Below are 21,375 nucleotides of genomic sequence, written 5' to 3' on the forward strand. Positions count from 1 at the left end.
CCCCGGGTGCCATAATCAAAAAAAACCCCAAGCCCCGGTCAGGGGCGGCACATAAAAAAAACGCCAATCAAAAGGCCGGGCTCTATTCTTAAAACCCGGCCTTTCATCAGTAATTTAAGATAATTTAGACCTATTTCTTCGCCCAGGCAGGCATTGCATTTAAGTAGTTTTCAGCCCTTTCCATAAAGTCAGGATTGCCTCCTTCAGGGGTAAATGACTTCAGCCAGTCTGCCACACCGGCCTTTACTTCTTCCTTCGCCTTTAAGTTCCCTTTCTCATCTACACACCATGTGCAGAACCCGGGTGCCCCTTCTTTTGCAACACTGCCGTCTAAAATAACGCCGCATGACTGACAAAATTTCATTTCCATTTTCTAATCTCCCTTTTTTGTTATGTGAAATTAACTTAGCCTCACATAACAAACATAAGCTAGTGCTGTGACAGCATCATGTCAGCATTGTACACAAGAGACATTTTTTTTATTTTTTCCCGGAGCTTTTCCTTTATATGCACGGGTTCCAGGACTTCTGCATACTCCCCAAAGCTCAAAATCGTCGTATATACCCATTCGTCCTCAGGAAATGTGACCGATGCAATAAAGCTCCCGTCATCAAGTGTCTTTACAATGCTTCCCTCAAAAAACTCTTCAACCTGAGGCCTCATTAGAGGAGAAAATTTCAGTGTAATATTAACCAGGTTCTTTGGCGGGGTCTGTGACTTCATAGCTTCATGGTAGGTGACATCTTTGCGCGTAAATCTTTCTGGCAGAACATCAATCCCTTCAATTCTTGAAAGTTTGAATATCCTGTAGTCACTGCGATTGCGGCAGAAGGCAAAGAGGTACCATGCATAACCCTTAAACACAAGCGTCATGGGTTCCACTATCCTTGTCATTGCCTCACCGCGTGTGTTTCTGTAAAAGAATTTTGTAACGCGGCTTTCAGAAATGGCGCACTGGAGGATTTTTATAAAATCTTTATACTTGTCCCTGAAACTCCATGGAATTAAATCGATGCAGAACTCCTCCGGCTGACGTTTTACATAATCAATTTTGTCTTTTGGTATCAGGTTCAGGATTTTCTCCGATACGGCCTCAAGATCCGTATTGCCGAGCGTCCTGTTTACGTTTCTTAAGGTGGAGATAATAGAGCCCATATCGTCAAGCGACAATACCTGTCCGTTTAAGCGGTAGTTCTCCATTATTCCAAGCCCGCCCTTGCTGCCCGGGAAAGATATAATTGGAATGCCCGCCATGTTAATCGCCTCAATATCGCGGTAGACTGTCCTTACCGAAACCTCAAAGCGCCTGGAGAGTTCCTTTGCCGTAATTTTGTTTCTGTTTAACAGCAGTACCACTATGCCGAGCATTCTGTCTATTCGCATATGTCAGTTCTCTTAAATATTCAGAAATAAATTAATAATTAATTACTGGAATTAAAACAGAAAGTAAAGCTATTCCCCGGAAAAACCGCTTGCTTAAGGCACTCTAAATTAATAGATTCCCATTGAACAATCCGGAGTAGTATTATGGAGGCACCGGTTCTAAGAGATCAAAGCGTATTCCCGACTGAAGAAATAATATTTTCTCAAATCGGGAAATCGGGCGTGCTTTGGAATGCCCTGTTCGAATATATCCACAAAACCTATCCCGACCTGGAAGAGCAGTGGCGGTATTACAAAGATGGGAAAAGCTGGCTTTTGAAGGTCATCCGAAAGACCAAAACCATCTTCTGGCTTTCAGTAATTGAAGGCACTTTCCGGGTAACCTTCTATTTTACCGACAGGGCCGAAGAGGCAATCTTAGAAAGCTCCATTTCCGAAGAATTAAAAAAGATGTTTACCGAAGGAAAACACTACAATAAAATCCGGGGCATTACAATAATCTTCAGCCGCAAAAAAGACGTTGAGGATGCAAAGGCATTAATTCAGATAAAGCTGACTGTGAAATAAAATCAGAACTGCCCACCCTTGAGCCTTTCGGGTCATGGGCGTTTGATCCTCCACTGCCTGAAAGTAGTTAGAACCTGGTTTCTTGAAAATCCGGCAAATGGCTTTGTTCATAAAGCCATTTATTTATTTTCATCGGTGAAATTGCTATTTTACTATAAAGTAAGTGGAGAATACATGTCACGCAGATTTAATATAATCATTGAAAATGACGAGTTCGGTTTTTATGGCTATTGTCCTGAACTGGAAGGCTGCCAGACGCAGGGCGGTACTCTGGATGAGACACTTCGTAATATGAAAGAGGCGATTGAACTATACCTGGAGACGCTTAGTGAGGAAGAGAAAGCTGGAATTTTAAGTAAAGACATCATTCTTGCCAGTTACGAGGTAAAAGTTGCCTAAGCAGCAGAGGTTAAATGCTCAGGAAGCAGAAAAACTGCTATTACAGGCAGGTTTTGTCCATATAAGATCAAAAGGGAGTCATAGAATCTATATCAAAGATAAGAAGCGAATTATAATCCCATTTCATGCCGCTCAAATACTACATCCCAAAATAGTAAGTCAGGTACTCAAGGCCATAGAAGAATAAATAGTAGGCGTATGTCTCAATCCCCTTATTAGAATAATAATCCCAAAAGCTTTCGTGATAACAGTCGGGTTCTCTGCCATTTAAAAAAGAAAAGAGACTGATTGGTGAAATGGGTTTCGGCCAGCCAATATACCTTTATTAGTATTTAAAATTAATAAACAATTAGAGGTGCACTATGAGGATCTCTATGGAACACGATCCTGACTATTGACCAATAACCCCGTTTAACAATAAGATCTTTCATTATAAATTGGTTTGAGAATCCGAAGCGAGGATCAGTATAGATAGGTCGAAAGGTCAATAAATATGTATTCGGAGGTAATTCCACTGCATACTTATCCGTTGAATCGGTCTTGGAAATAACATTATAGTCGTAATCTCGAAGCTGATAATGGGGATCTGAAAATTTATGTTCGTCAGTTGAATCAGCTTTAATAGCAACATGTATGGGGTTATTATTGATTTCGTAATAAATATGGGTTACTTCAATACGATTCTCAATAACAGGCACTATGGATTCAGTTGCCGTATATTTAGAGGCAACAGTATCCAGCGGATAAGCCCAGAAGGAGTAATTAAAATCCTGAACAACATTCACAGGATACTTTTCTCCGTAGTATCTGAATATAACACCGCTGCCGCCCGAATCCTTTGGCAGATATTCGGGTTCCCATGTTTTTGCATTATAAAGCCATGGTCTGTGATCCCGGGTTTCCTTGGGGATCGAGGAGCAGCCGATTAGAAAAGATGCTGCGGCTAAAAAAAGTAAAATTTTCATGGTGCTTTTGTTGTTGGTTGTCTAATATAGCTAGGGCTTTCACTTTACTAAATTATTGTATTTCGTATAAGTCGAATCATTAAGCGGTTCATAAATTGGCGTTAGCCAGCATTCATCTTTTATCTCCCAGTGTTTATCTTTTTTCTTCGGGATCACAGGTAATTCATTGTCTTCTCTAATTATTGGCATCTCAGGCTTATTGAGGTAAAAAATAGCCGCTTTATCATATGTTATCGGGCATGAAGCAACAGTAATAGTATTTGTCTTTATTATAAGGCCAACCTTTTGGCAGTCATCATTAGTTAATGGGGATCCTCCGAGAAAGCGGGTTAATTTTCCTTCATGACTCTCGGGCAGGGATTCATGAGCATCTATGTAATATTTCCCTGGCGGCAAATTCCTAAATAGAATATTCCCGTTCCCGCTTAAAGTATCATAAACTACAATTTTATCCGCGGTACTGTCCATAAGATAGCATAAAAACTTTTTACCCTTCACATCCTTTAATAAATCAAACTTGCCAGCCAAAACTCCGGTGTCAGGTTTTATATCGAATTTATCTCTCCACTCATTTCTTCCCAGGCCCGTAAGGCTGCAGCCGGCTAGAAATGACATAGCTAAGATTATTGCCAAATTTTTCAAATGACAAGTTCTTTAATTTTGCTTCTGATAAACTTATTAAGGTCGTCCTTCTTTACACCGAATTCTTTCTCAAGTGCCAGGTAGAAATCCTTGTCTTCCGTTCCGTAGGCGAACAGTTTTTTTACCTCTTCAAAACCACCTTTCTTCATTGCCAGGTCGCATAAAACGGCGCCGTAGATATACTGCGGATTAGTGTAGCTGTCCATTTCATAAAATTCAAGCAGATCATTTAAGTTCAGTTCCGGATGCTCGTCCAGGTATTTATCCAGTCTTTTAACATGCCACGGGATAGGGTGACCTAACAAACTACCGCCGCATAAGCTTGCAAATCCTTCAATGAAAACATGATGCCCATTTTCGAAGAGAGGATTTATATACTGGTGCACAATTTCATGAGGATAATACTCGCCTTGTCCTCCGGATAAGATGATATGGTTTTTGGTGTCGGAAAAACCTTTGGGAACAAAAGGTCCCCCCATTGAGAGGTAATTATCAAACCCCACAATTTTCATTGCATCATCAAAATCATTGCCGATATAGTAGGCGACAGGGATCTGCTCAAATCCGAACTTTTTTGTAAAGTCCTCAATGAACTTTTTCATCTCCAGGGCTTTTGATTCATTAAATTCATAGTCCAAAGGATAGTAGTAAGTAATGCTCCCGTATGATTGCTTTTGCAGCGACTTCCTGTTTTCAGTTAGTGCGTTAAAGAGACGGTATTCCCCATTTACTTTTTTTGCAAGGACATTTATGGTGGCCAGAATACCAATTTTTTTACTGGTTTGGCCATAAGCATAGAAGGCAGTCTTTATTTCATAGTAATCTTTAATTCTTTTTATACTGAGAATAAGGGGCTTATAACCGAGGGAATAAACCGATGGGGTAAAATAGGTTTGGGATACAATATCGAATCTTTTATAATGCTCCTTTTCTTCATTTGACCAGTATGGGTTGTTTTAGAGGCTGTCGGGCTTTGAATTCAGGTAATCATTCCACAGCTTGATAACATTCTTGATTTCCGGGTCGGAATCATCCATCCCTATATTCAGCTGGCATTTTGTCTGGGCAAAGGATTGGGAGATAAGCAGAATCAGGAGAAGTAAAGAGTATTTCATATGTACCCGGGATAATTTGTAATAATACTGGAATTAAAGTACATAGGGCTAAAGTTATCAAATCTTTTTACATATTAAAATTAATGCCTGTTCCCATATTAGGGCTTTTTGCCATTTAGCTGCATTGAGATCTTCTTCCCATTCATAGCCTGCTTATAGATGGTGCGGGAATGGATTGTGGAGTATTAATATAAATACGAGATGATTTTCAAATCAGACGGAGTTTTGAACAGAAATATGTACTCTTCAGCTAATAAAAGCAAGTACTTTTGGGAACACTTTACGATATCCGTTTTTCCCACTCTTTAGGATTTCTATGTGCATGAAAAACAGCAAGCACTATAATACGTTCTTTCTCAACAAAATAATAAATTCCAAACGGAAATCTTCTAATCAGGATTCGCCTGATATTCTTATAGATTTTGGGGTATGCTTTTGGATTGCGGGAAATTGAATCAATAGCAGCTTCGATACTTAATAGAAAAGAGGAACCAAGACCTTTGATTCTCTCTTCGTACCAATTAACAGCTTCAATTAGTTCTCTCTCGGCTTCGGGTCGAAAGAACAATTCTGAATTCATAATTTGTTTATGATTTTGTTCCTGATTTCATTCCACGGTTTTATTTCATCAGGATTTTTTTTGTAAGCTTCAAAACGCGAATTCAACTCTTTCTTCTGGTCATTAGACAGCGGAACTTCCTCAGTTGAAGATAAAATACTATCCCAGATCTCTTCGACAAGAAGTATTCGCTCTGCGATGCTTAGATTCTTGATATTCTCAAGAGAATAATTGCCGGATTGCTCCTTTGCCATTTTGTTGCCTCATTTCTCAATTACAATATAGGTCAATATGGATTCTTATTCAATTACTTATTAGGGTAGAGGGAATTCTAACGCTTTCTGTTCAGAAGAAAATATACACCAAGGAGTATAATAAAAACCGGATAGTAGTCCAATAGTCCCGAGGCAATCCTGCCGGCAAAGCCGAACAAGGGAACCTTTTTTGTGAGAAATGCCGATAAAAAGGAGAAGAAAACCAGCACTCCTGAAGTGTAAAGAAAAACCCTGTTTGAGTAGTCGTCAAAAAACAGCATCAGAAATCCTATGCCTACTATAAATAAAAGCGAAGGCAGAACAAGTACCCCGGGCTGAATTATATCAAAGTACTCAACAATAAATAAAACTACCCCGGTAAGAAAAATTGAAGTCCCGAGAAAAAGTCCCGCCCGCCTGTGCGTGCCCAACGTAAGATGAACTGAAACTATGCCGTAGAGAAGAAAGGCATAGGATATGATCTTACCGGTGCTCAAAGTAATGATCCCGAAGAGCTTTAATATGTAAACCAGTAATATGAAAATGAAAACCAGGCTGAGCGTGGATTGGTTATTTCTCAAGATTTACCTCGTTATCTAAAGGGACTAAAAGAGCAAAAAGAACATAGATCAGTATCCCGATCCCAAATGAACCGAAGGTTAATATCACCCAGATTATTCTGACAAGATTGGGATCTATGTTAAGGTAGTTCCCCAGTCCGGCACATACGCCTGCAATCATCCTGTTTGAGCTGGAACGGAAAAGCCCCCTGCCGGAAGGAGATTCCTTGTATGTAAAACTCTTTCCCCTGACTACAAGTATAATCCCAAGGGCAATCAGTATAATAGGTATAATAAATTCATGCGTCAGGCCGAAGAAATTGAAAAAGCGCAGAATGCCTGTCGTTCTGAATAATGCGTAAAGCCCGAGCAGTATAAGCGCCGAACCAAATATCATCTTGCTGTTTTCAGAACTCACACCAGGCTCCTTTTCATCTTCCATAGCCGGAGCCTCTATTGGATCAGACGGAATAATAAGCGCGGCCAGAATGTATACCAGAAAACCCCAGCCTCCGATAAGAAAACTTAGCACAAAGATGAGCCTTATTATAACAGGATCGATGTTAAGGTAATCCCCCAGGCCTCCGCAGACGCCGAATAAAATTCTGTTCTTTCTCGACTTGTAAAGCCTTCTGCGCTGATAGGGTCTGGAATATGGGGCTTCTTCTGTTGGCGGAGGAACCTCATATCGCTCTTCCTCCGAGGCTTCTTCCTGCGCAGTTTCTTCCCCCGGGACTTTTTCTTCACTTACAGGTTCACCACCTGCAGGTGCTTCAGCTCTTTTCCCTTCTGGCTGTTCCTCTTCTATTTTTTCAGGTTTTTCTTCGGCGGGCCCGGCAGTCTTTTCCCTTTCGGGCTCTTTCCCCTCCTCAGGAGCTTTTTCAGCCTCCGGCAAATTGCCGGGTTCTGACTTTCTTTCAGGTTCGGGTTTTTTGTCGGATTCTTCTTTGTTGGATTCTTTGTTGGTTTCTTCTTCCATTCGGATAAATTTTATAGTTAAAGACTGCTCATCCGTGATATATAATTACAATCTATAAAAAAAATCATTTACTTCAATTGGAATAGTCATATCTTCATTTAAGGGTGTCTTGCATAGATAACCAGGAGAGCGGAAAAATTTGGGGAGGCTTATTTCAGGTAAGCCTCCCGCTTATAAAGATAAATTACTTCAGTTCTTCCAGCATTGTCTTAAGCTTGCCGAGCTTTTCTTCCCAGTCGGATTTCTTCTGCCTTTCTTTTTCAACAATGTCTTTTGGAGCATTATTTACAAAGCTTTCGCTGGAAAGTTTTTTGTTCACTCCCGTAAGGCTCCCTTCAAGGCGCTGAATGTCCTTCTGAAGGCGCGAGCGTTCAATATCCAGATCAATCAGCCCTTCAAGCGGAATAAATATTTCTGAATCCTTTACTACTGCTGAAGCCGAAGCCTTGGGCTTCTGAAGCTCACGGCCCCCGAAGAGGTTTTCCACCTTGCCGAGCTTCTTAATGTACACTTTTTCGTTTTCAGTCAGCTCGCTTCCTTTTATGTAAGCATCCACAAACTTTGAAGGCGGAATATTCATCTCGCCGCGGATATTGCGTATTGAGGTTACAATATCCTGAACAAGCCCAATCTCACTTTCTGCCTCTGTGTTGATAAGAGAGGGGTTTTCCTCCGGGAAGTTCATAAGAGAAATGCTTTCCTGCTCACCCCTTTCCTTCATGAGGTGCCAGATCTCTTCAGTTATAAAAGGCATAAACGGGTGAACAATCTTCAGCATCTCTTCAAAAAGGTTGATGGCTCTTGTAAGAACAGCCGACTTAACCTCTTCGTCATCCGAATAAAGACGGCTTTTTGACATCTCAATGTACCAGTCGCAGAAATCATTCCATACGTAAGAGTAAATTATCTTTACAACACCGTTTACGTCGAAATTAGTCATGGCTTCATTTATATTGTGAAGCGTGCTTTCAAAGCGCGAGATGATCCACTTGTCGGCAAAATCCATGTGCTTATCTTTAAGACTGTCGTCAAGCTTAATTGTCTGAGCGTTCATAAGCAGGTATCGTCCGGCGTTCCAGATCTTGTTTGCGAAGTTGCGCCCGATCTCGCACTTCTCAGAGCTGAAAAGAACGTCCTGCCCTAAAGGTGCAAGGTAAAGAACAGAGAACCTTAAGGCGTCTGCCCCGTATTCGGCAATTACGTCCAGGGGATCAGGAGAGTTGCCGAGCGACTTGCTCATTTTCCTTCCCTGCATGTCTCGTATAACGCTGGTAAAGTAAACATCCTTAAACGGAATATCCTGCTTAAACTCAAGTCCCGCCATGATCATTCTGGCAACCCAGAAGAAAATGATGTCAGGAGCCGTTACTAGTGTATCGGTCGGATAGTAATAGTCCTGCTCTTCTTTTGTTGTAAATACGTCAAAAGCCCAGAGCCAGCTCGAGGCCCAGGTGTCAAGAACGTCTTCATCCTGGTGCCAGTTTTCTATGTCCCTGGGAGGCTTCGTGTCGCAGTAGATCTCGTTTGTCTTATTGTTATACCATACCGGTATTCTGTGGCCCCACCAGAGCTGGCGGGAAATACACCAGTCCTTGATGTTCCCCATCCAGTGCTCATAAGTCTTTGTCCAGTGTTCCGGGTGGAAGTGAATACTGCCTTCCCTTACCACTTTTACAGCCGGGGCTGCAAGCTCGTCCATCTTCAAAAACCACTGTTCAGAAAGATAAGGCTCAATCGGTACACCGCCGCGCTCTGAATAGCCCACGTTATTTGTATAATCTTCAATTTTATGAATGAGTCCCAGCGCTTCAAACTCTTCTATTACTTTCTTTCTTACTTCATAGCGGTCTAAGCCCTGAAGCCCTTCGGGAACGTTGGAGTTCGTTGTGGCATCGGGATTAAAGATGTTGATAAACTCAAGGTCGTGGCGCTTTCCCATTTCATAGTCGTTTACATCGTGAGCCGGTGTGACCTTAACGGCGCCTGTTCCGAAATTCTTATCCACATATTCGTCTGCAAAAATGGGTATTTCCCTGTTTACTATCGGAAGCAGTACTTTTTTGCCCAGAAGGTGAGCGTATCTCTCGTCTTCGGGGTTAACTGCAATACCCGTATCACCCAGCATCGTCTCAGGGCGCGTGGTTGCAACAACAATAATCTCGTCTGAATCCTTAACGGGGTACTTCAGGTACCAGAGTTTCCCGTTAACCTGACGGTAGATTACTTCTTCGTCGGAAATTGCCGACTTGCTTGCCGGATCCCAGTTCACCATACGGTAGCCGCGGTAGATTTTCCCTTTTTTGTAGAGGTCTACAAAAGATTCAATTACTTTATCGTAATAATGCTCATCCATCGTAAAGCGCTCGCGCTGCCAGTCGCAGCTTACGCCCAGCTTACGGAGCTGTTTTGTGATAATGCCGCCGTATTTATGAGTCCATTCCCAGCAGTGCTTCAGGAATTCCTCGCGCCCAATGGCTTTTTTATCAATTCCCTGTTCCTTCAGGTAATTGGTTACCTTGGTTTCAGTGGCAATTGAGGCGTGGTCCGTTCCCGGCACCCAGCAGGCGTTAAAGCCTTTCATTCTTTTATAGCGAATGAAAACGTCCTGAATGGTGTTATTAAGAATGTGGCCCATAGTTAGTATTCCCGTCACATTCGGAGGGGGGATAACTATGGTGTATGGCGTTTTATTTTTATCCGGTTCGGAATGATAAATCTCGTTTCCTTCCCAGAAGGCGTACCACTTGTCTTCCACCTCGCCGGGGTTGTAAGCTTTTGGAATTTCTCTTGTATTGGACTCAGGCATTTAGCACTCTTTAATATTAAAACATAAAACCAAATATACGCAAAAAGCACGATAATTTGGCAGGAGAAAATTGGGGAGGCTTCTCTTAAAAACAGCCCGAAAACAATTTATTCCGGGCTATGGAATGGGACTAAGGAAAATAGTATAATTGAGGAGGAATTTTTCACTTAAAGAGAGCATCCAATGAATTTCCACCTGAATACTTTCTTTTATCCTAAAAGCGTCCTGGTTGCCGGGGCTTCCACAAAAGAAAAAAGCATCGGCTATGAGCTCTTAAAAACAATGCTGTCCTACGGCTATACGGGTCATATCCTCCCGGTTAACCCTAAGGCAGATGAAATACTGGGACTTAAATGCTATCACTCCATTGAAGAAGTTGAAAAGACGCCGGACCTGGCAATTGTGCTGGTGCCGAAAGCCTGCGCCGAGGAGACAATAGAAAGCATCCTCCAAAAGGGTGTTAGATCTATTATTCTCATAACAGCCGGCTTTAAGGAGGTAGGCCCGGAAGGCGAAAAGGTGGAAAAAAGGATCGTGGAGAAAATTAAATCCCACGGAGCACGCCTCGTGGGCCCTAACTGCATGGGGGTTATTAATACAGGAAGTGATATTAGGCTTAACGCTACATTCGTAGCTGAAAAGCCGGAGCACGGATCGACCGGATTTCTATCCCAGTCGGGAGCACTGGGTGCCGCGGTCCTTAACTCCCTCAGGGAGACAGATATCCGTTTCGCCCACTTTATCAGCGTCGGAAATAAGGCCGACGTCAATGAAAACGACATTCTTAACTACTGGCAGGAAAACCCCGACATCCGGACCCTCACCTTTTACCTGGAAAGTTTTACCAACGGACATGAATTTATATCTCCTTTTGTCAAAGGTGAGATCACAAAACCTGCCATTATTCTAAAGGCCGGGAAATCCTCCGGAGGCATGAAAGCTGCAAGTTCCCACACGGGAGCACTCGGGAGCATGGATAAGGTGGTCGATGCCGTCTTAAGGCAGTTCGGTATTGTGCGCGTTGAGGACTTAAATGAGCTCTTTAACACGGCTAAAGGATTTGAAAACTTCCCCCTTCCCGCGGGAAATAAAGTTGCAGTTGTTACAAACGCCGGGGGACCTGCCATTCTTGCCGTCGATGCCCTGGAGAAGGAAAACCTGAGGCTTGCGGAACTGAGCGCCGCTACAAAAATGCGCCTCCGCGAAATAGTGCACCCCGAGGGGAGCGTTGAAAACCCCGTGGACCTCCTGCCCGGAGGCTCGGCGGAAACCTATAAAAAGGTAAATGAGATCCTTCTTGAAGACGAAAATGTGGATAGCGTAATATCAATTTTTGTTGAACCCGTAATGGTTCAGCCTTTTAAGGTGCTTCAGGCTGTCTCGGAAATAAAATCCTCTAAACCTCTTCTGCAGGTCTATATGCCGCTTCCGGAATTCTGGGAATTCTACCGCCATCAGCCGGGAAATAAAATCCCCCTGTTCCGCAATCCCGAAGATCCGGCAGAGGTAATTTCAAATATGCTTTTCTACAGGAAAAGAAGAAGCCGCATTGAAAAAAGCCTTAACACCCGCTTAAAAGAAAGCGCACTCCCGGAAATAGATAAATATCAGTTCCAGGCGGGTTACCTCAGGCAAAGCGAGGTAACGCAGATCGTGGAAGACTACCATCTGCCGGTAGTAAAATCACTTAACCTGAAACCATCTGAACTTACCACGATCCCCGAAAACTTCCTGCCCGCGGTGCTTAAAGGCATAAGCTGCGACGTAATCCATAAATCTGAATTTAACGCCGTAAGGCTGAATCTTTTAACCAGGGAGGAAATTAAGTCCGAAGCCCAAAAGATGACACAGGAGTTTGCCGCTAAAGGCTTTAGCGTTGAAGGCTTCCTTATCCAGCCTTATGTTAAAGTTAAGCACGAAATCCTGCTCGGCGGCTTCCGCGATCCTTCATTCGGACCTATGATCATGTTCGGAACGGGAGGAAAATATGTGGAAGTCCTTAACGATACTGCAATTAAATCGGCCTATATCTCGGATGCAGACATAAACGAGATGATAAAAATGACTAAAATAGGGCAGATAATAAAAGGCGTGCGCGGGGAGAACCCGGCAGACATACGCTGCCTGAGGGAAACCATAAAAGCTGCCGCACGCATGATAATTGAAAATAAAAGGATACAGGAATTCGACATAAATCCTCTGGTTGTTACGGAAACGAATCAGGTCTTTGCCGTAGATATTAGAATCAGAATGGGGGAATGAAATTATTCCCGGGGAAAAAGGTATCCACGCTTTTGCATCTGGCAACTTGAGGAGTAATTGTCTATATTTTTAAGAAAACCGGCCTTTCTCCGGTTTTCTTTTTTTTTATTAACAGGTAACATTGAATTAGCATATGAAAAATTTCATTATATTTTTTACTATTGTACTTCTGGTATACGGACTTGTAAACTATTATATATTTATAAGGGGATGGCAGGCAATCCCTAAAGGCTCGCCTGTAAGAGGCTATTATCTGGGCATCTTTCTTTTTCTTGCACTTTCCTATATTGTAGCAAGATGGCTCGAAAAACAGGCCTTTTACGCCGTAAGCGACCCCCTCATGTGGATCGGGGCTTTCTGGCTTGCCGCTATGGTCTATTTCCTCTTTGCTGTAATCTTTCTTGACTTCCTCCGCTTTGTAAACCATTTTACAGGGCTCTTCCCTTCCTTTGTTACAAAAGACTACGCAAGGGCAAAGTATTATACTGCAATTGCGGTGCTTTCCATAGTAACTCTTACGGTACTCTTTGGAAGGATGAACGCCGTTCATCCGCGCCTGAAGGTGCTGGATCTGGCAATCGATAAAAAAACAAATCCAATAAAGTCACTGAATATTGTTGCCGCCTCAGATATACACCTGGGAACACTCGTCGGTAATTCCCGCCTGGACAGCCTGGTACAGAAAATAAACGACCTTGATCCTGACGTGGTCCTGTTTCCAGGGGATATGGTGGACGAGGACATGGGACCTGTAATAAAGAAAAATCTGGGCGAAACTTTAAGAAAAATTAAATCCCGTTACGGCATCTACGCCATACCGGGCAACCACGAATTCTACGGGGGCATCCAGGCAGCAACAGCCTATCTTACAGAGCACGGTATTACAATGCTGCGCGACAGCGTGGTTAAACTTGAAGGTGACGTCTATCTTATCGGACGCGACGACCGCTCGGTAAACCAGGTTAAAAAAAGAAAATCGCTCCGGGAACTGATGCGTGAAGTGGATAAAACAAGACCCGTAATTATGATGGACCATCAGCCCTTCGACCTTAAGGAGGCCGAAGATAACGGGGTGGACCTGCAGATCTCGGGACACACTCATCACGGGCAGCTCTGGCCTTTTAATTTTATTACTAACAGGGTCTATGAGGTAAGCTGGGGCTACAAGAAAAAAGGGAACACAAATTACTACGTTTCCAGCGGATTCGGGGGCTGGGGGCCGCCTATAAGAACGGGCAATACGCCTGAAATTGTAAATTTCCGCCTTACATTTAAATAGCTCCGGGCCCTGAAAGAACTTTCACAAAGGCTACTCGGTTGAATCGGAAGGAGACGTTATTGTAAAATATTCACTGAAGATATGTTCATCGGGGCTTATGCTGTTGCTTAACCTTATTCTGTAGTGAACAGAGTTTGGAATATTTGTAGGTATCTTCCAGATAAACTGCCCGTCATTTTCAGTGGCTCCGGATATCCCCGTAATCTCCTCGTCTTTCCTGAAAAGAGACAGGGCAACAGTTTTGATGGAGGAAGATACAAACCACCTGATGCGGAACTGAACACCCTTTAACAGTATTTCTCCTCCGCTGGGCGTTGTCATATAAAGCACATTCGGGGTGTCGGTATTTGTAATTATCTGATTCATCCCCGTCTGAGATTCTGTAAGATTGAGCTTTTCACGGCATCCGGTGATCAGAATTAAAGAAAACAGAAATAAAAACGTAAAAATATATTTATTCATTTTGCCTTCTTTGACAGAGTTGAAAATATCCAATAAATATTTGAACCCCTCTTCTTCTGGAAACCTGCTAATTTTATACTAAGGAAAATTAAAATAAGAGTAAATCCATTTTTAAGGATTAAGATATAAAAATGTCGTCTGGAGCGTAATGCTAGTATGGTGAATTATTTAAGTAAACTTTGTATGTTTCAGCCTGAAATTACAGAAATTGAATTTTATTATGTACGGCTTTTTAACAGATGAACCCTGATAACGAAAAACATTATACAATACCGGTATTTGTGCCTGAACTTGCCTGCCCTTTCCAGTGCGTCTTCTGCGACCAGAGGAAAATCTCGGGGCATGAGGAAAGTCCCGTAATAGAAGAGGTAAGGCGCACAATAGAAGAACACCTTGCCACAATCCCCCTCCAGGGGAGCTGTGTGGAAATAGGTTTCTTCGGGGGAAATTTCACGGGGATACCTTTAGAACTTCAGGAAAGCTACCTGGCAGTTGCAGCGGAATACCTTAAGGAAGGTAGGATCAGGGGAATCAGGCTTTCTACGCGCCCTGACTATATTTCTCCTGAAAAGCTGAAGCTCTTAAAACACTACGGCGTAAGCTCAATTGAGCTTGGAGCCCAGTCGCTCGACAAAGATGTCCTCAGGCTCTCGGGCCGCGGGCATAAGGTGGAAGATATAGAAGTAGCCTCCCGATTGATAATTGAAGAAGGCTTCTTACTCGGCCTTCAGATGATGATAGGCCTTCCCGGCGATACACGCGAAAAATCTCTTTTTACGGCAAGGCGCATTGTTGAACTTGGCGCTGAAAATACAAGGATTTATCCTACGCTTGTAATTAAAGGGACAAAGCTTGAACAGATGTATTTAAGCGGAAAGTATAAGCCTCTTGAACTTCAGGAAGCCGTAAGCATAGCTAAAAGTGCGGCGGAAATTTTTGAGGCCTCAAAAGTAAAGATAATACGCATGGGGCTCCACCCTTCTGAAGGTTTGATTTCGGGAGAATACCTGGTTGCAGGGCCTTACCATGTGTCCTTCCGTGAACTGGTCCTGACCGAAATCTGGCACGGTATTCTGCAGCCTTTAAGCCTGGAGAAAAGGGAAGCAGTTACAATTTCAGTTGCCCCGGGTGAATTTAATTATGCCGTGGGCTATAATGCCCGAAATAAAAAAGAGCTCCTGAAGAATTTCCATAAGGTCAGGTTTATTACGGACGAGGCGCTTAAAGGGAGGGAGTTTATTGCAGATTATAATTGACGCTAAGATGCCCCGTAAAGCCAAAGAGGCTCTTAAAGCCTTTGGCAGCGTAATTGAACTTGAAACCACCGGTATAACTTATGACGCAATTTCAGGCCATCCCGACATATTTTTCTTTAATACCTCTAGCCGGCTTATTGCGGCAGCAAACCTTCCGCATAAATATTTTAAGATACTGGATGAGAAAAAGATAAAATACGTTTCAGGGAACTCCCCTGTCGGAATGAAGTACCCCGATACTGCCCGCTACAACGCAGCCTCAGACGGAAAGTACCTTATTCACCGCAGTGACATTACGGATATAGAGATTCTCAACCATTCAAAAGACAAGGAAATTCTTAACGTAAGCCAGGGCTACTGCCGCTGCAGCCTCCTGACGCTTGAAAAGGACAGCTTTATTACTTCCGACGTGGGGATCTCTAAAAGCCTTAAAGAAAAAGGCTTAAATGTGCTTTATGTTTCTCCTGAGGGTATTTTGCTTCAGGGCTTCAGCCACGGCTTTATTGGCGGCACGTGCGGCCTTTGGGATGGCAGGGTATTTTTTGCTGGCAGCCTTAAATATCACAATAATGGCTCTGAAATTAAAGCTTTCCTGCACAATCTGGGTTATGAAACAATTGAACTTTATGACGGGCCTCTTTTTGACGCCGGGAGTATATTGTTCTTAAATGACGGTTAAAGAAGTGTTAATAAAATTCAGGGGACGTAACAGGTGTTCCGCCCCCTGAATTCTAACAGGTGATTTTACTGTTTGCTTCTATTCCACATGTGTGTCGTAATCTTCCATGTATCATCAGGCTGACGCTTCCAGACAAAAACAAATTTACCTTTTTCCTGCATCGGGTTTTGTCCCGGTCTGTTAATAGTTAAGAAATAACGGCCTACTTCATCTACTGTCTCATTGTTTACATTAACCTTTGCCGTTGTAAGCGTATCAAACCTGCCGCCAATTGTTATAACTTTTGACCAGAAATTCTTAATTCCGTTAGCACCCTGAATTATATCGATGTCAGGAGGCATAATTACGGCGTCATCAGCATAAAAGCCTGCTGCTGCTGCTGCATCTCCGCGGTTAATTGCCTGCATAAACTGAATGGCTGCCTGTTCAACCGTTGCTGCTGCCGCGCTGGGAGCCGGCGTATTTACTCCGGGAGCCGTAGTCCCCGGGGTTGTAGTTCCTGGAGTTGTTCCGGGTGTGGTTGTTCCTGTAGAAGGGGTATGTACAGCTCCTCCCGTTGCATCCGGGTTATTGCCTGTCCCGTTATTATTTAAATCACCACTTCCATGCATGCTTCCATTATTTGTGTTGCCGTTATTGTTCCCCCTTTGCTGGGTGGTGTCGGTTGTCTGAGCATTAACAAAAGATATTATAGAGAATGAAACGAACATAGCAAATAATAATCTGCTAACTATACTCATATTTTTTATCCTTATTTTATATTTTTTATACATCGTGTCTTCTTTAAAATGTAATAATTTGACAGTTAAACAAAACGGGAAAAATGAGTCCCTAAAGAGAATGGATTGTTGGATGCCGGGGCCTGTATATAACAAAAAAGGCAGCCTGCACCGAGCGGACTGCCTTAAAATGAACTCCTGTTCAAATTTTAATCTGAATGCCTGCTGTTATAAAGCAGATTGTAATCTTTTTCCTTCCCTTTCTGATACCACTCCTCCGGTATAACCTTCCAGTTGCCGAAAGCCCTGGGAGTTACGGTTTTTTCCTTCTCAATCCACTTCATGAGGTAAAACCTGAGATCTTTCTCTGTGGAGGTAATGATCCTTCCTGAAAGCTCATCCTTGGGGATTTTTGCCCCTTCCACCAGGTGGCCTCCGCCCCCGTTACCCCTGTATGAGTTAACGGCTGCCTTGTAAGTCTTGTTCATGTCAAAAGGTGTCCCGTCAGCCATAGAGATAATGTTTACCCTCTCGCCTTCAGGCTTTGAGACGTCAACGGTATAGATAATTCCGGCTGCACAGTCAAAATTGTAGTACGGCGCCTTAAGTTCATAAATGTTCTCTTTTGTGTTCTTTACGGGGTTGCCGTTTTCATCTTTCTTAAAGTTGATCAGGTGGTCGTCACTGCTTTTCATCTGATTAAACCACAGGCTGTATGAATGTTCAAGAAAACCTTTGACCTCCCTGCCCGTCAGTTCCATAGTATAAAGCAGGTTTTCAAACTTGTAGAGCTTGAACATGTCGCGCACAAAGACCTCCCCTTTATCAATTTTTGTGTCAAATGATAAAGGTGCTGCAAAGGATATGTCGGCTTTTGTCAGATCCAGCTGAATTGCATGGATAAGATCCATAAACGGGGAATCCCCGAACATCGATTCTCTTGTTGAAATTGTCTCGGTAAAGTTCCCGATCGGTTTTGCAACATAGGTTTTTACCTCTTCCATTGCAGGGGTAAACTTCTGCATGAACTCTTCATCCGGCTTATAGCTCTTAATTTCAACTATATTTCCCCTGGCCTGTTCTTTTTTCCAGCTTTTTGAGGCTTTGTCATAGTTAAGTATGAGGTCGGCTTCGGCAACAGTCCGGGCGTCATTATTGGGCCCGAGTAAAAGTACGTCAAGTCCTTCCGGGTTTTTAACATTCTTATTCCAGATCTTGTGGTCATGCCCCGTAAAGACAACGTCAAATCCCGGCACCCTTTCGGCTACCAGCTCCGATGCGTTTTCGTTTTTCGGCATGTCTGCCGTCTGGTTATTATAATTAAACTCCACGCCCGCGTGGAAAAGTCCAACCATAATATCCGGATGCTCTTTTTCCTTAATTATTTTTACCCATTTCTGAGCGGTCTTAATCATGTCCTCAAATTCCATCCCGGCCCATATCTTCTCCGGCAGCCAGTTTGGTATGGCAGGCGTAATCATTCCCAGAACTGCTATCTTTACACCCTTGCGGTTTATTACGGTATAAGGCTTAAAGTAGGGTTCGCCCGACTTTTTATTGACTGCATTTGCCGCCATCCAGGGGAATTTGAACTCCTTATTTATCCTGTCGTATACCGGGTGGCCGGTCTCAATGTCGTGATTGCCTACAGAGGCCGCATCGTAGCGCATGAAGTTCATGACTTCTGAAAGTATGTGCGGCACGTCTGTCTTTTCAAAGTTGTAGTAGTAAACTACAGGCTGTCCCTGCAGTATGTCCCCGTTATCAAGAAGGACAACTTCCTGGCTCTTATCAGCCCTTTGCTCTTTTACAAAAGAACAAACCTGCGCAAGTGAAGTGCTACTGGGTCTGTTATTGCGGAAATCAAAGGGGAATACCGCCCCGTGGACGTCGCTTGTCTCCAGTATCCTGAGCTTTACGCTCTGGGCAGCAAGAAAGCCCGAAAGGAAAATATTTAATGAAATAAGTATGTAAAAGAACGCGGTCTTCGGAATATATTTTTTCATAAGAGTATCAGCTTCTCCTGAAAGTTAAAAGTAATGGTTAAATATCTGTCTATCCGATTATGATTTCATCGAGTGATCTTTTGGGTACGTGGTGAGTGCCGTCTTCACTTCTCCAGTAGCGTACTTCTCCTGAAGGGGGCATTTCCTCTATGACTACATTTTCTTTCGGTTTTCCGATGGCAAGAACAAGAAGTATCTCCAGATGCTCCGGAATATTCAGAACTTCACGCAGTTTCTGCTTTTGAACTGAGGCAATCATGCATCCGCCTAAGCCTTTTTCTGCTGCACCAAGCATTATGCTCTGGGCTGAGATGCCCTGGTCGCTTCCGAAAGTTCTGCCTACTGAGGTGTCTCCAAGCATTACTATATATGCCGAAGGCCTCTCGCCTTCAATGGGCCCCGGCCAGTCCTTTAAGTATCCCGCCCAGGCAAGGCATGGGAATATTTCGCTGTTAAGCTTGCTGTTGTTTGAAAGTATGTACTTAAGAGGCTGAAGGTTGCTGGCTGAAGCTGAAAGACGGGCCAGGTCCACTAGTTCGGTCAGTGTCTGCCTGCTTACAACTTCATTTTGAAAAAATCTTCTGTATGTGCGGTTTTTAAGTATTAAATCCTTAAACACTATTTCTCCGTTGATTTATTTAAGTCTTCTCCCTTTGAACCTGAGGCCGATTTGCGCTCAATAATTTCAAGCATTGTTTTGGCAAGTTCTTCGGGAATAATTTTTGTATAAAGAAAACGGCTGCCGACGCAGCCTAAGGCTCCAAGTGTGCATGCAAAGGGCAGAAGATACTTCAGGCTGAATTCAGGCCAGAAGTAAACTACGGGCGCCCAGCCGATAAAAATTGCGAGTGTATTAAGAAAGACCGTCCTTATGGCTATTTTGCCCGCCCTTATGCCGTAAGTTATTTTGTAGTAAGGAAAGTTGATAAAAACAAAAAGTACCATTAGTGCCGTCGTAAAGGCCACGCATATTAAATAAATTCTTATTTCCATCCATCCTCCAGCTCAAATCCATACATAAAGACAAAACCTTTAACACAAAAGGCCGCAGAATTTATCTGCGGCCCTTAAAATAATTAACTAAATCTTCCAGTATATGTTGCGTTTATTGCACCAGAGGAGCACTACCCATATAATTGCCGTCCATATGAGCCCGAATAAAACCCCGTCCCAGCCCGAGTGGCCCGAGAAAAAGGGCTTAAAACCTAAAGCAAAAAGGAAAATTCTGACAATCGGCTGCAGGAAGTACCCTAAAAGTGCATTTGAGCCGAAGACCATAAAAGGCCAGGCCCACTTCTGTATCTTCCACATGTCCATTACAAGATAAAAGATAAGAAATGTAAATGATGCAACGCCTGAGGTAAATACCGCATATGAAACTGAAACGTTAGGCTTATTCATTGCAAAAACCGGCCACTGGTAAAGATGAAGTATGTAGCCTATGATGCATAAAACGCTGCCCATAATAAGTGACTGCCTGATTATTTTCTTAGGATCCCTTGTCAGAACAGCTTCACCTAAGAAAGTGCCCATTACGGTAATTAAACCGTAGGAAATTGAAGCCCACGGCGTGCAGTGTACGGTTAAGGGACGCAAGGGGTCACCTGCGGGATTTGTAATTGAAAGGAACGGCTTTGTGGCGTCTCCCAGAGTAAGCCACCAGGAGAAGTTCAGGGACATTACCTGGTGGAAAACTGCAACCAGCACCACCACTGCCCAGCGCCACTTAGCTTCCAGGCGCGTGAGCGTTGCCCCCATGAAATACGCAATTCCTATGGCCTGAAGTATACCCCACCAGTAGGAAAGATTTAGAATTAAGGATATATAGAGAACGCCGAGAGCAATCAGAAGAAATGTCCTCGTTCCAACGTGCTTCCAGAACTCGCCCCCGCGCTTGCGCTTGCTTAAAGGCAGAACCATGCCTACAATGAAAACAAAGAAAGGTGCAACCAGGTCCGTAAATGTCAGCCCCACGCCAAGCGTGTTGCCAACGGCGTCTCCTGCGTGGTGGAACTGTGAGACGGGCGGGCTCCCGAACCAGGACTGCGTAAATGGCAGATCGGTATATCCTGCCACCTGTATTACAAAAATCATGGACAAAACCGTAAAGCCGCGGAATGCGTCAATTGAGGCGATACGGGCTTTCTTTTCAGGAACTTCAACCCTTTTTTCCTGAAGGCCTTCTGCTGTAGCTTCTAATGTGCTCAAAACATTTTCCTTTTATATTTTTTTTGCCGGAACAAGAACAGTTGTTTAGAGTAATACGGCAAATCTAAATAATTATAGGAATAAGTAAAATACAAAAGAAAAAAATCAGCAGCAGGAAAAGCCTATTTCCTTACCTCGGGCGTAATCTTTATCTGCCCTGCATGCCTGAAGTAAAGCGTTACTTCGCCTGTGGTGCCTTTTTTGAGGTTCTTTCTTAAATTTATAAACATTACGTGGTGCCCTCCCGGCTGAAACTTAAAGCTGGAGTTGGCCCC

25 protein-coding genes are annotated in these 21,375 nt (G+C 43.3%); 7 read left to right on the forward strand and 18 right to left on the reverse strand.

The features are described from left to right. Positions 1 to 130: 130 nt before the first annotated feature. Together HF312_19610 and HF312_19615 are read right to left on the reverse strand one after the other, a co-directional pair. Positions 131 to 370, reverse strand: coding sequence for a hypothetical protein (locus HF312_19610; GenBank protein MCU7522429.1), 240 nt, complete (start codon positions 368 to 370; stop codon positions 131 to 133). Between the two features lie 59 nt (positions 371 to 429). Next, positions 430 to 1,383, reverse strand: a complete 954-nt coding sequence (locus tag HF312_19615; GenBank protein MCU7522430.1) for a YafY family transcriptional regulator — start codon at positions 1,381 to 1,383, stop codon at positions 430 to 432. Positions 1,384 to 1,527: 144 nt separating this feature from the next. Here HF312_19615 and HF312_19620 point away from each other — a divergent pair, with 144 nt between their 5' ends. The 3 genes from HF312_19620 (at position 1,528) to HF312_19630 (ending at position 2,536) form a co-directional block, all read left to right on the forward strand. Further along, on the forward strand, positions 1,528 to 1,950 hold the full coding sequence (locus HF312_19620; protein MCU7522431.1) for a DUF3788 domain-containing protein: 423 nt from the start codon (positions 1,528 to 1,530) through the stop codon (positions 1,948 to 1,950). 174 nt (positions 1,951 to 2,124) lie between these two features. Continuing rightward, complete coding sequence (locus tag HF312_19625; protein ID MCU7522432.1) at positions 2,125 to 2,349, forward strand: type II toxin-antitoxin system HicB family antitoxin; 225 nt, start codon at positions 2,125 to 2,127, stop codon at positions 2,347 to 2,349. Further along, the gene (locus HF312_19630; protein MCU7522433.1) at positions 2,342 to 2,536 is read left to right on the forward strand and encodes an addiction module toxin, HicA family; all 195 of its coding nucleotides are present in this window, start codon (positions 2,342 to 2,344) and stop codon (positions 2,534 to 2,536) included. Before HF312_19625 ends, HF312_19630 begins: the two co-directional genes overlap by 8 nt. Before the next feature lie 151 nt (positions 2,537 to 2,687). Here the strand turns inward: HF312_19630 and HF312_19635 are convergent, their stop codons facing one another. The 9 genes from HF312_19635 to HF312_19675 all read right to left on the reverse strand — a co-directional run bounded on the left by HF312_19635 (position 2,688) and on the right by HF312_19675 (position 10,229). Further along, positions 2,688 to 3,314 carry a hypothetical protein gene (locus HF312_19635; GenBank protein ID MCU7522434.1) on the reverse strand — a complete coding sequence of 209 codons (627 nt, stop codon included), beginning with the start codon at positions 3,312 to 3,314 and terminating at the stop codon, positions 2,688 to 2,690. Between the two features lie 39 nt (positions 3,315 to 3,353). Continuing rightward, positions 3,354 to 3,956, reverse strand: coding sequence for a hypothetical protein (locus HF312_19640; GenBank protein MCU7522435.1), 603 nt, complete (start codon positions 3,954 to 3,956; stop codon positions 3,354 to 3,356). Then, entirely contained in the window at positions 3,953 to 4,558 is a 606-nt protein-coding gene (locus HF312_19645) for a hypothetical protein (protein MCU7522436.1), read from the reverse strand. Before HF312_19645 ends, HF312_19640 begins: the two co-directional genes overlap by 4 nt. 354 nt (positions 4,559 to 4,912) lie before the next feature. Continuing rightward, entirely contained in the window at positions 4,913 to 5,071 is a 159-nt protein-coding gene (locus HF312_19650) for a hypothetical protein (GenBank protein MCU7522437.1), read from the reverse strand. 280 nt (positions 5,072 to 5,351) lie between these two features. Further along, positions 5,352 to 5,651 (reverse strand): type II toxin-antitoxin system RelE/ParE family toxin, encoded by a 300-nt coding sequence (locus tag HF312_19655; GenBank protein MCU7522438.1) that lies wholly within the window; start codon positions 5,649 to 5,651, stop codon positions 5,352 to 5,354. Further along, complete coding sequence (locus HF312_19660) at positions 5,648 to 5,884, reverse strand: addiction module protein (GenBank protein MCU7522439.1); 237 nt, start codon at positions 5,882 to 5,884, stop codon at positions 5,648 to 5,650. The genes HF312_19655 and HF312_19660 overlap by 4 nt, the downstream gene beginning before the upstream one ends. A gap of 77 nt (positions 5,885 to 5,961) precedes the next feature. Beyond that, entirely contained in the window at positions 5,962 to 6,465 is a 504-nt protein-coding gene (locus HF312_19665; protein ID MCU7522440.1) for a hypothetical protein, read from the reverse strand. Next, entirely contained in the window at positions 6,455 to 7,423 is a 969-nt protein-coding gene (locus HF312_19670; protein ID MCU7522441.1) for a PspC domain-containing protein, read from the reverse strand. Before HF312_19670 ends, HF312_19665 begins: the two co-directional genes overlap by 11 nt. Positions 7,424 to 7,607: 184 nt before the next feature. Then, positions 7,608 to 10,229, reverse strand: a complete 2,622-nt coding sequence (locus tag HF312_19675; protein ID MCU7522442.1) for a valine--tRNA ligase — start codon at positions 10,227 to 10,229, stop codon at positions 7,608 to 7,610. A gap of 183 nt (positions 10,230 to 10,412) precedes the next feature. Between HF312_19675 and HF312_19680 the strand changes: the two genes are divergently transcribed. Continuing rightward, positions 10,413 to 12,491, forward strand: coding sequence for an acetyl-CoA synthetase (locus tag HF312_19680; protein MCU7522443.1), 2,079 nt, complete (start codon positions 10,413 to 10,415; stop codon positions 12,489 to 12,491). A gap of 133 nt (positions 12,492 to 12,624) precedes the next feature. Next, positions 12,625 to 13,770: a metallophosphoesterase gene (locus tag HF312_19685; protein ID MCU7522444.1), complete on the forward strand. Its 1,146-nt coding sequence runs from the start codon at positions 12,625 to 12,627 to the stop codon at positions 13,768 to 13,770. A 30-nt stretch (positions 13,771 to 13,800) separates the two neighbouring features. Here the strand turns inward: HF312_19685 and HF312_19690 are convergent, their stop codons facing one another. Then, a complete protein-coding gene (locus HF312_19690) occupies positions 13,801 to 14,232 on the reverse strand; it encodes a hypothetical protein (GenBank protein MCU7522445.1) in 432 nt (143 codons plus the stop codon). A gap of 239 nt (positions 14,233 to 14,471) precedes the next feature. Here HF312_19690 and HF312_19695 point away from each other — a divergent pair, with 239 nt between their 5' ends. Together HF312_19695 and HF312_19700 are read left to right on the forward strand one after the other, a co-directional pair. Beyond that, positions 14,472 to 15,488: a radical SAM protein gene (locus tag HF312_19695; protein ID MCU7522446.1), complete on the forward strand. Its 1,017-nt coding sequence runs from the start codon at positions 14,472 to 14,474 to the stop codon at positions 15,486 to 15,488. Further along, on the forward strand, positions 15,472 to 16,167 hold the full coding sequence (locus HF312_19700; GenBank protein ID MCU7522447.1) for a hypothetical protein: 696 nt from the start codon (positions 15,472 to 15,474) through the stop codon (positions 16,165 to 16,167). The genes HF312_19695 and HF312_19700 overlap by 17 nt, the downstream gene beginning before the upstream one ends. Before the next feature lie 65 nt (positions 16,168 to 16,232). On the opposite strand, the gene HF312_19705 is transcribed toward HF312_19700, so the two are convergent. The 6 genes from HF312_19705 to HF312_19730 all read right to left on the reverse strand — a co-directional run. Next, positions 16,233 to 16,907, reverse strand: coding sequence for a DUF4440 domain-containing protein (locus tag HF312_19705; GenBank protein ID MCU7522448.1), 675 nt, complete (start codon positions 16,905 to 16,907; stop codon positions 16,233 to 16,235). A 188-nt stretch (positions 16,908 to 17,095) separates the two neighbouring features. Next, the gene (locus HF312_19710; GenBank protein ID MCU7522449.1) at positions 17,096 to 18,892 is read right to left on the reverse strand and encodes a bifunctional metallophosphatase/5'-nucleotidase; all 1,797 of its coding nucleotides are present in this window, start codon (positions 18,890 to 18,892) and stop codon (positions 17,096 to 17,098) included. Between the two features lie 49 nt (positions 18,893 to 18,941). Then, positions 18,942 to 19,511, reverse strand: a complete 570-nt coding sequence (locus HF312_19715) for a nitroreductase family protein (protein MCU7522450.1) — start codon at positions 19,509 to 19,511, stop codon at positions 18,942 to 18,944. Further along, a complete protein-coding gene (locus tag HF312_19720; GenBank protein MCU7522451.1) occupies positions 19,511 to 19,885 on the reverse strand; it encodes a hypothetical protein in 375 nt (124 codons plus the stop codon). The genes HF312_19715 and HF312_19720 overlap by 1 nt, the downstream gene beginning before the upstream one ends. Positions 19,886 to 19,972: 87 nt before the next feature. After that, on the reverse strand, positions 19,973 to 21,100 hold the full coding sequence (locus HF312_19725; GenBank protein MCU7522452.1) for a DUF1624 domain-containing protein: 1,128 nt from the start codon (positions 21,098 to 21,100) through the stop codon (positions 19,973 to 19,975). Between the two features lie 122 nt (positions 21,101 to 21,222). Continuing rightward, on the reverse strand, positions 21,223 to 21,375 hold a 153-nt coding region (locus HF312_19730), incomplete at its 5' end, for a copper chaperone PCu(A)C (GenBank protein MCU7522453.1).

Source organism: Ignavibacteria bacterium (genome assembly GCA_025612375.1).
Taxonomy (GTDB): domain Bacteria; phylum Bacteroidota; class Ignavibacteria; order Ignavibacteriales; family SURF-24; genus JAAXKN01.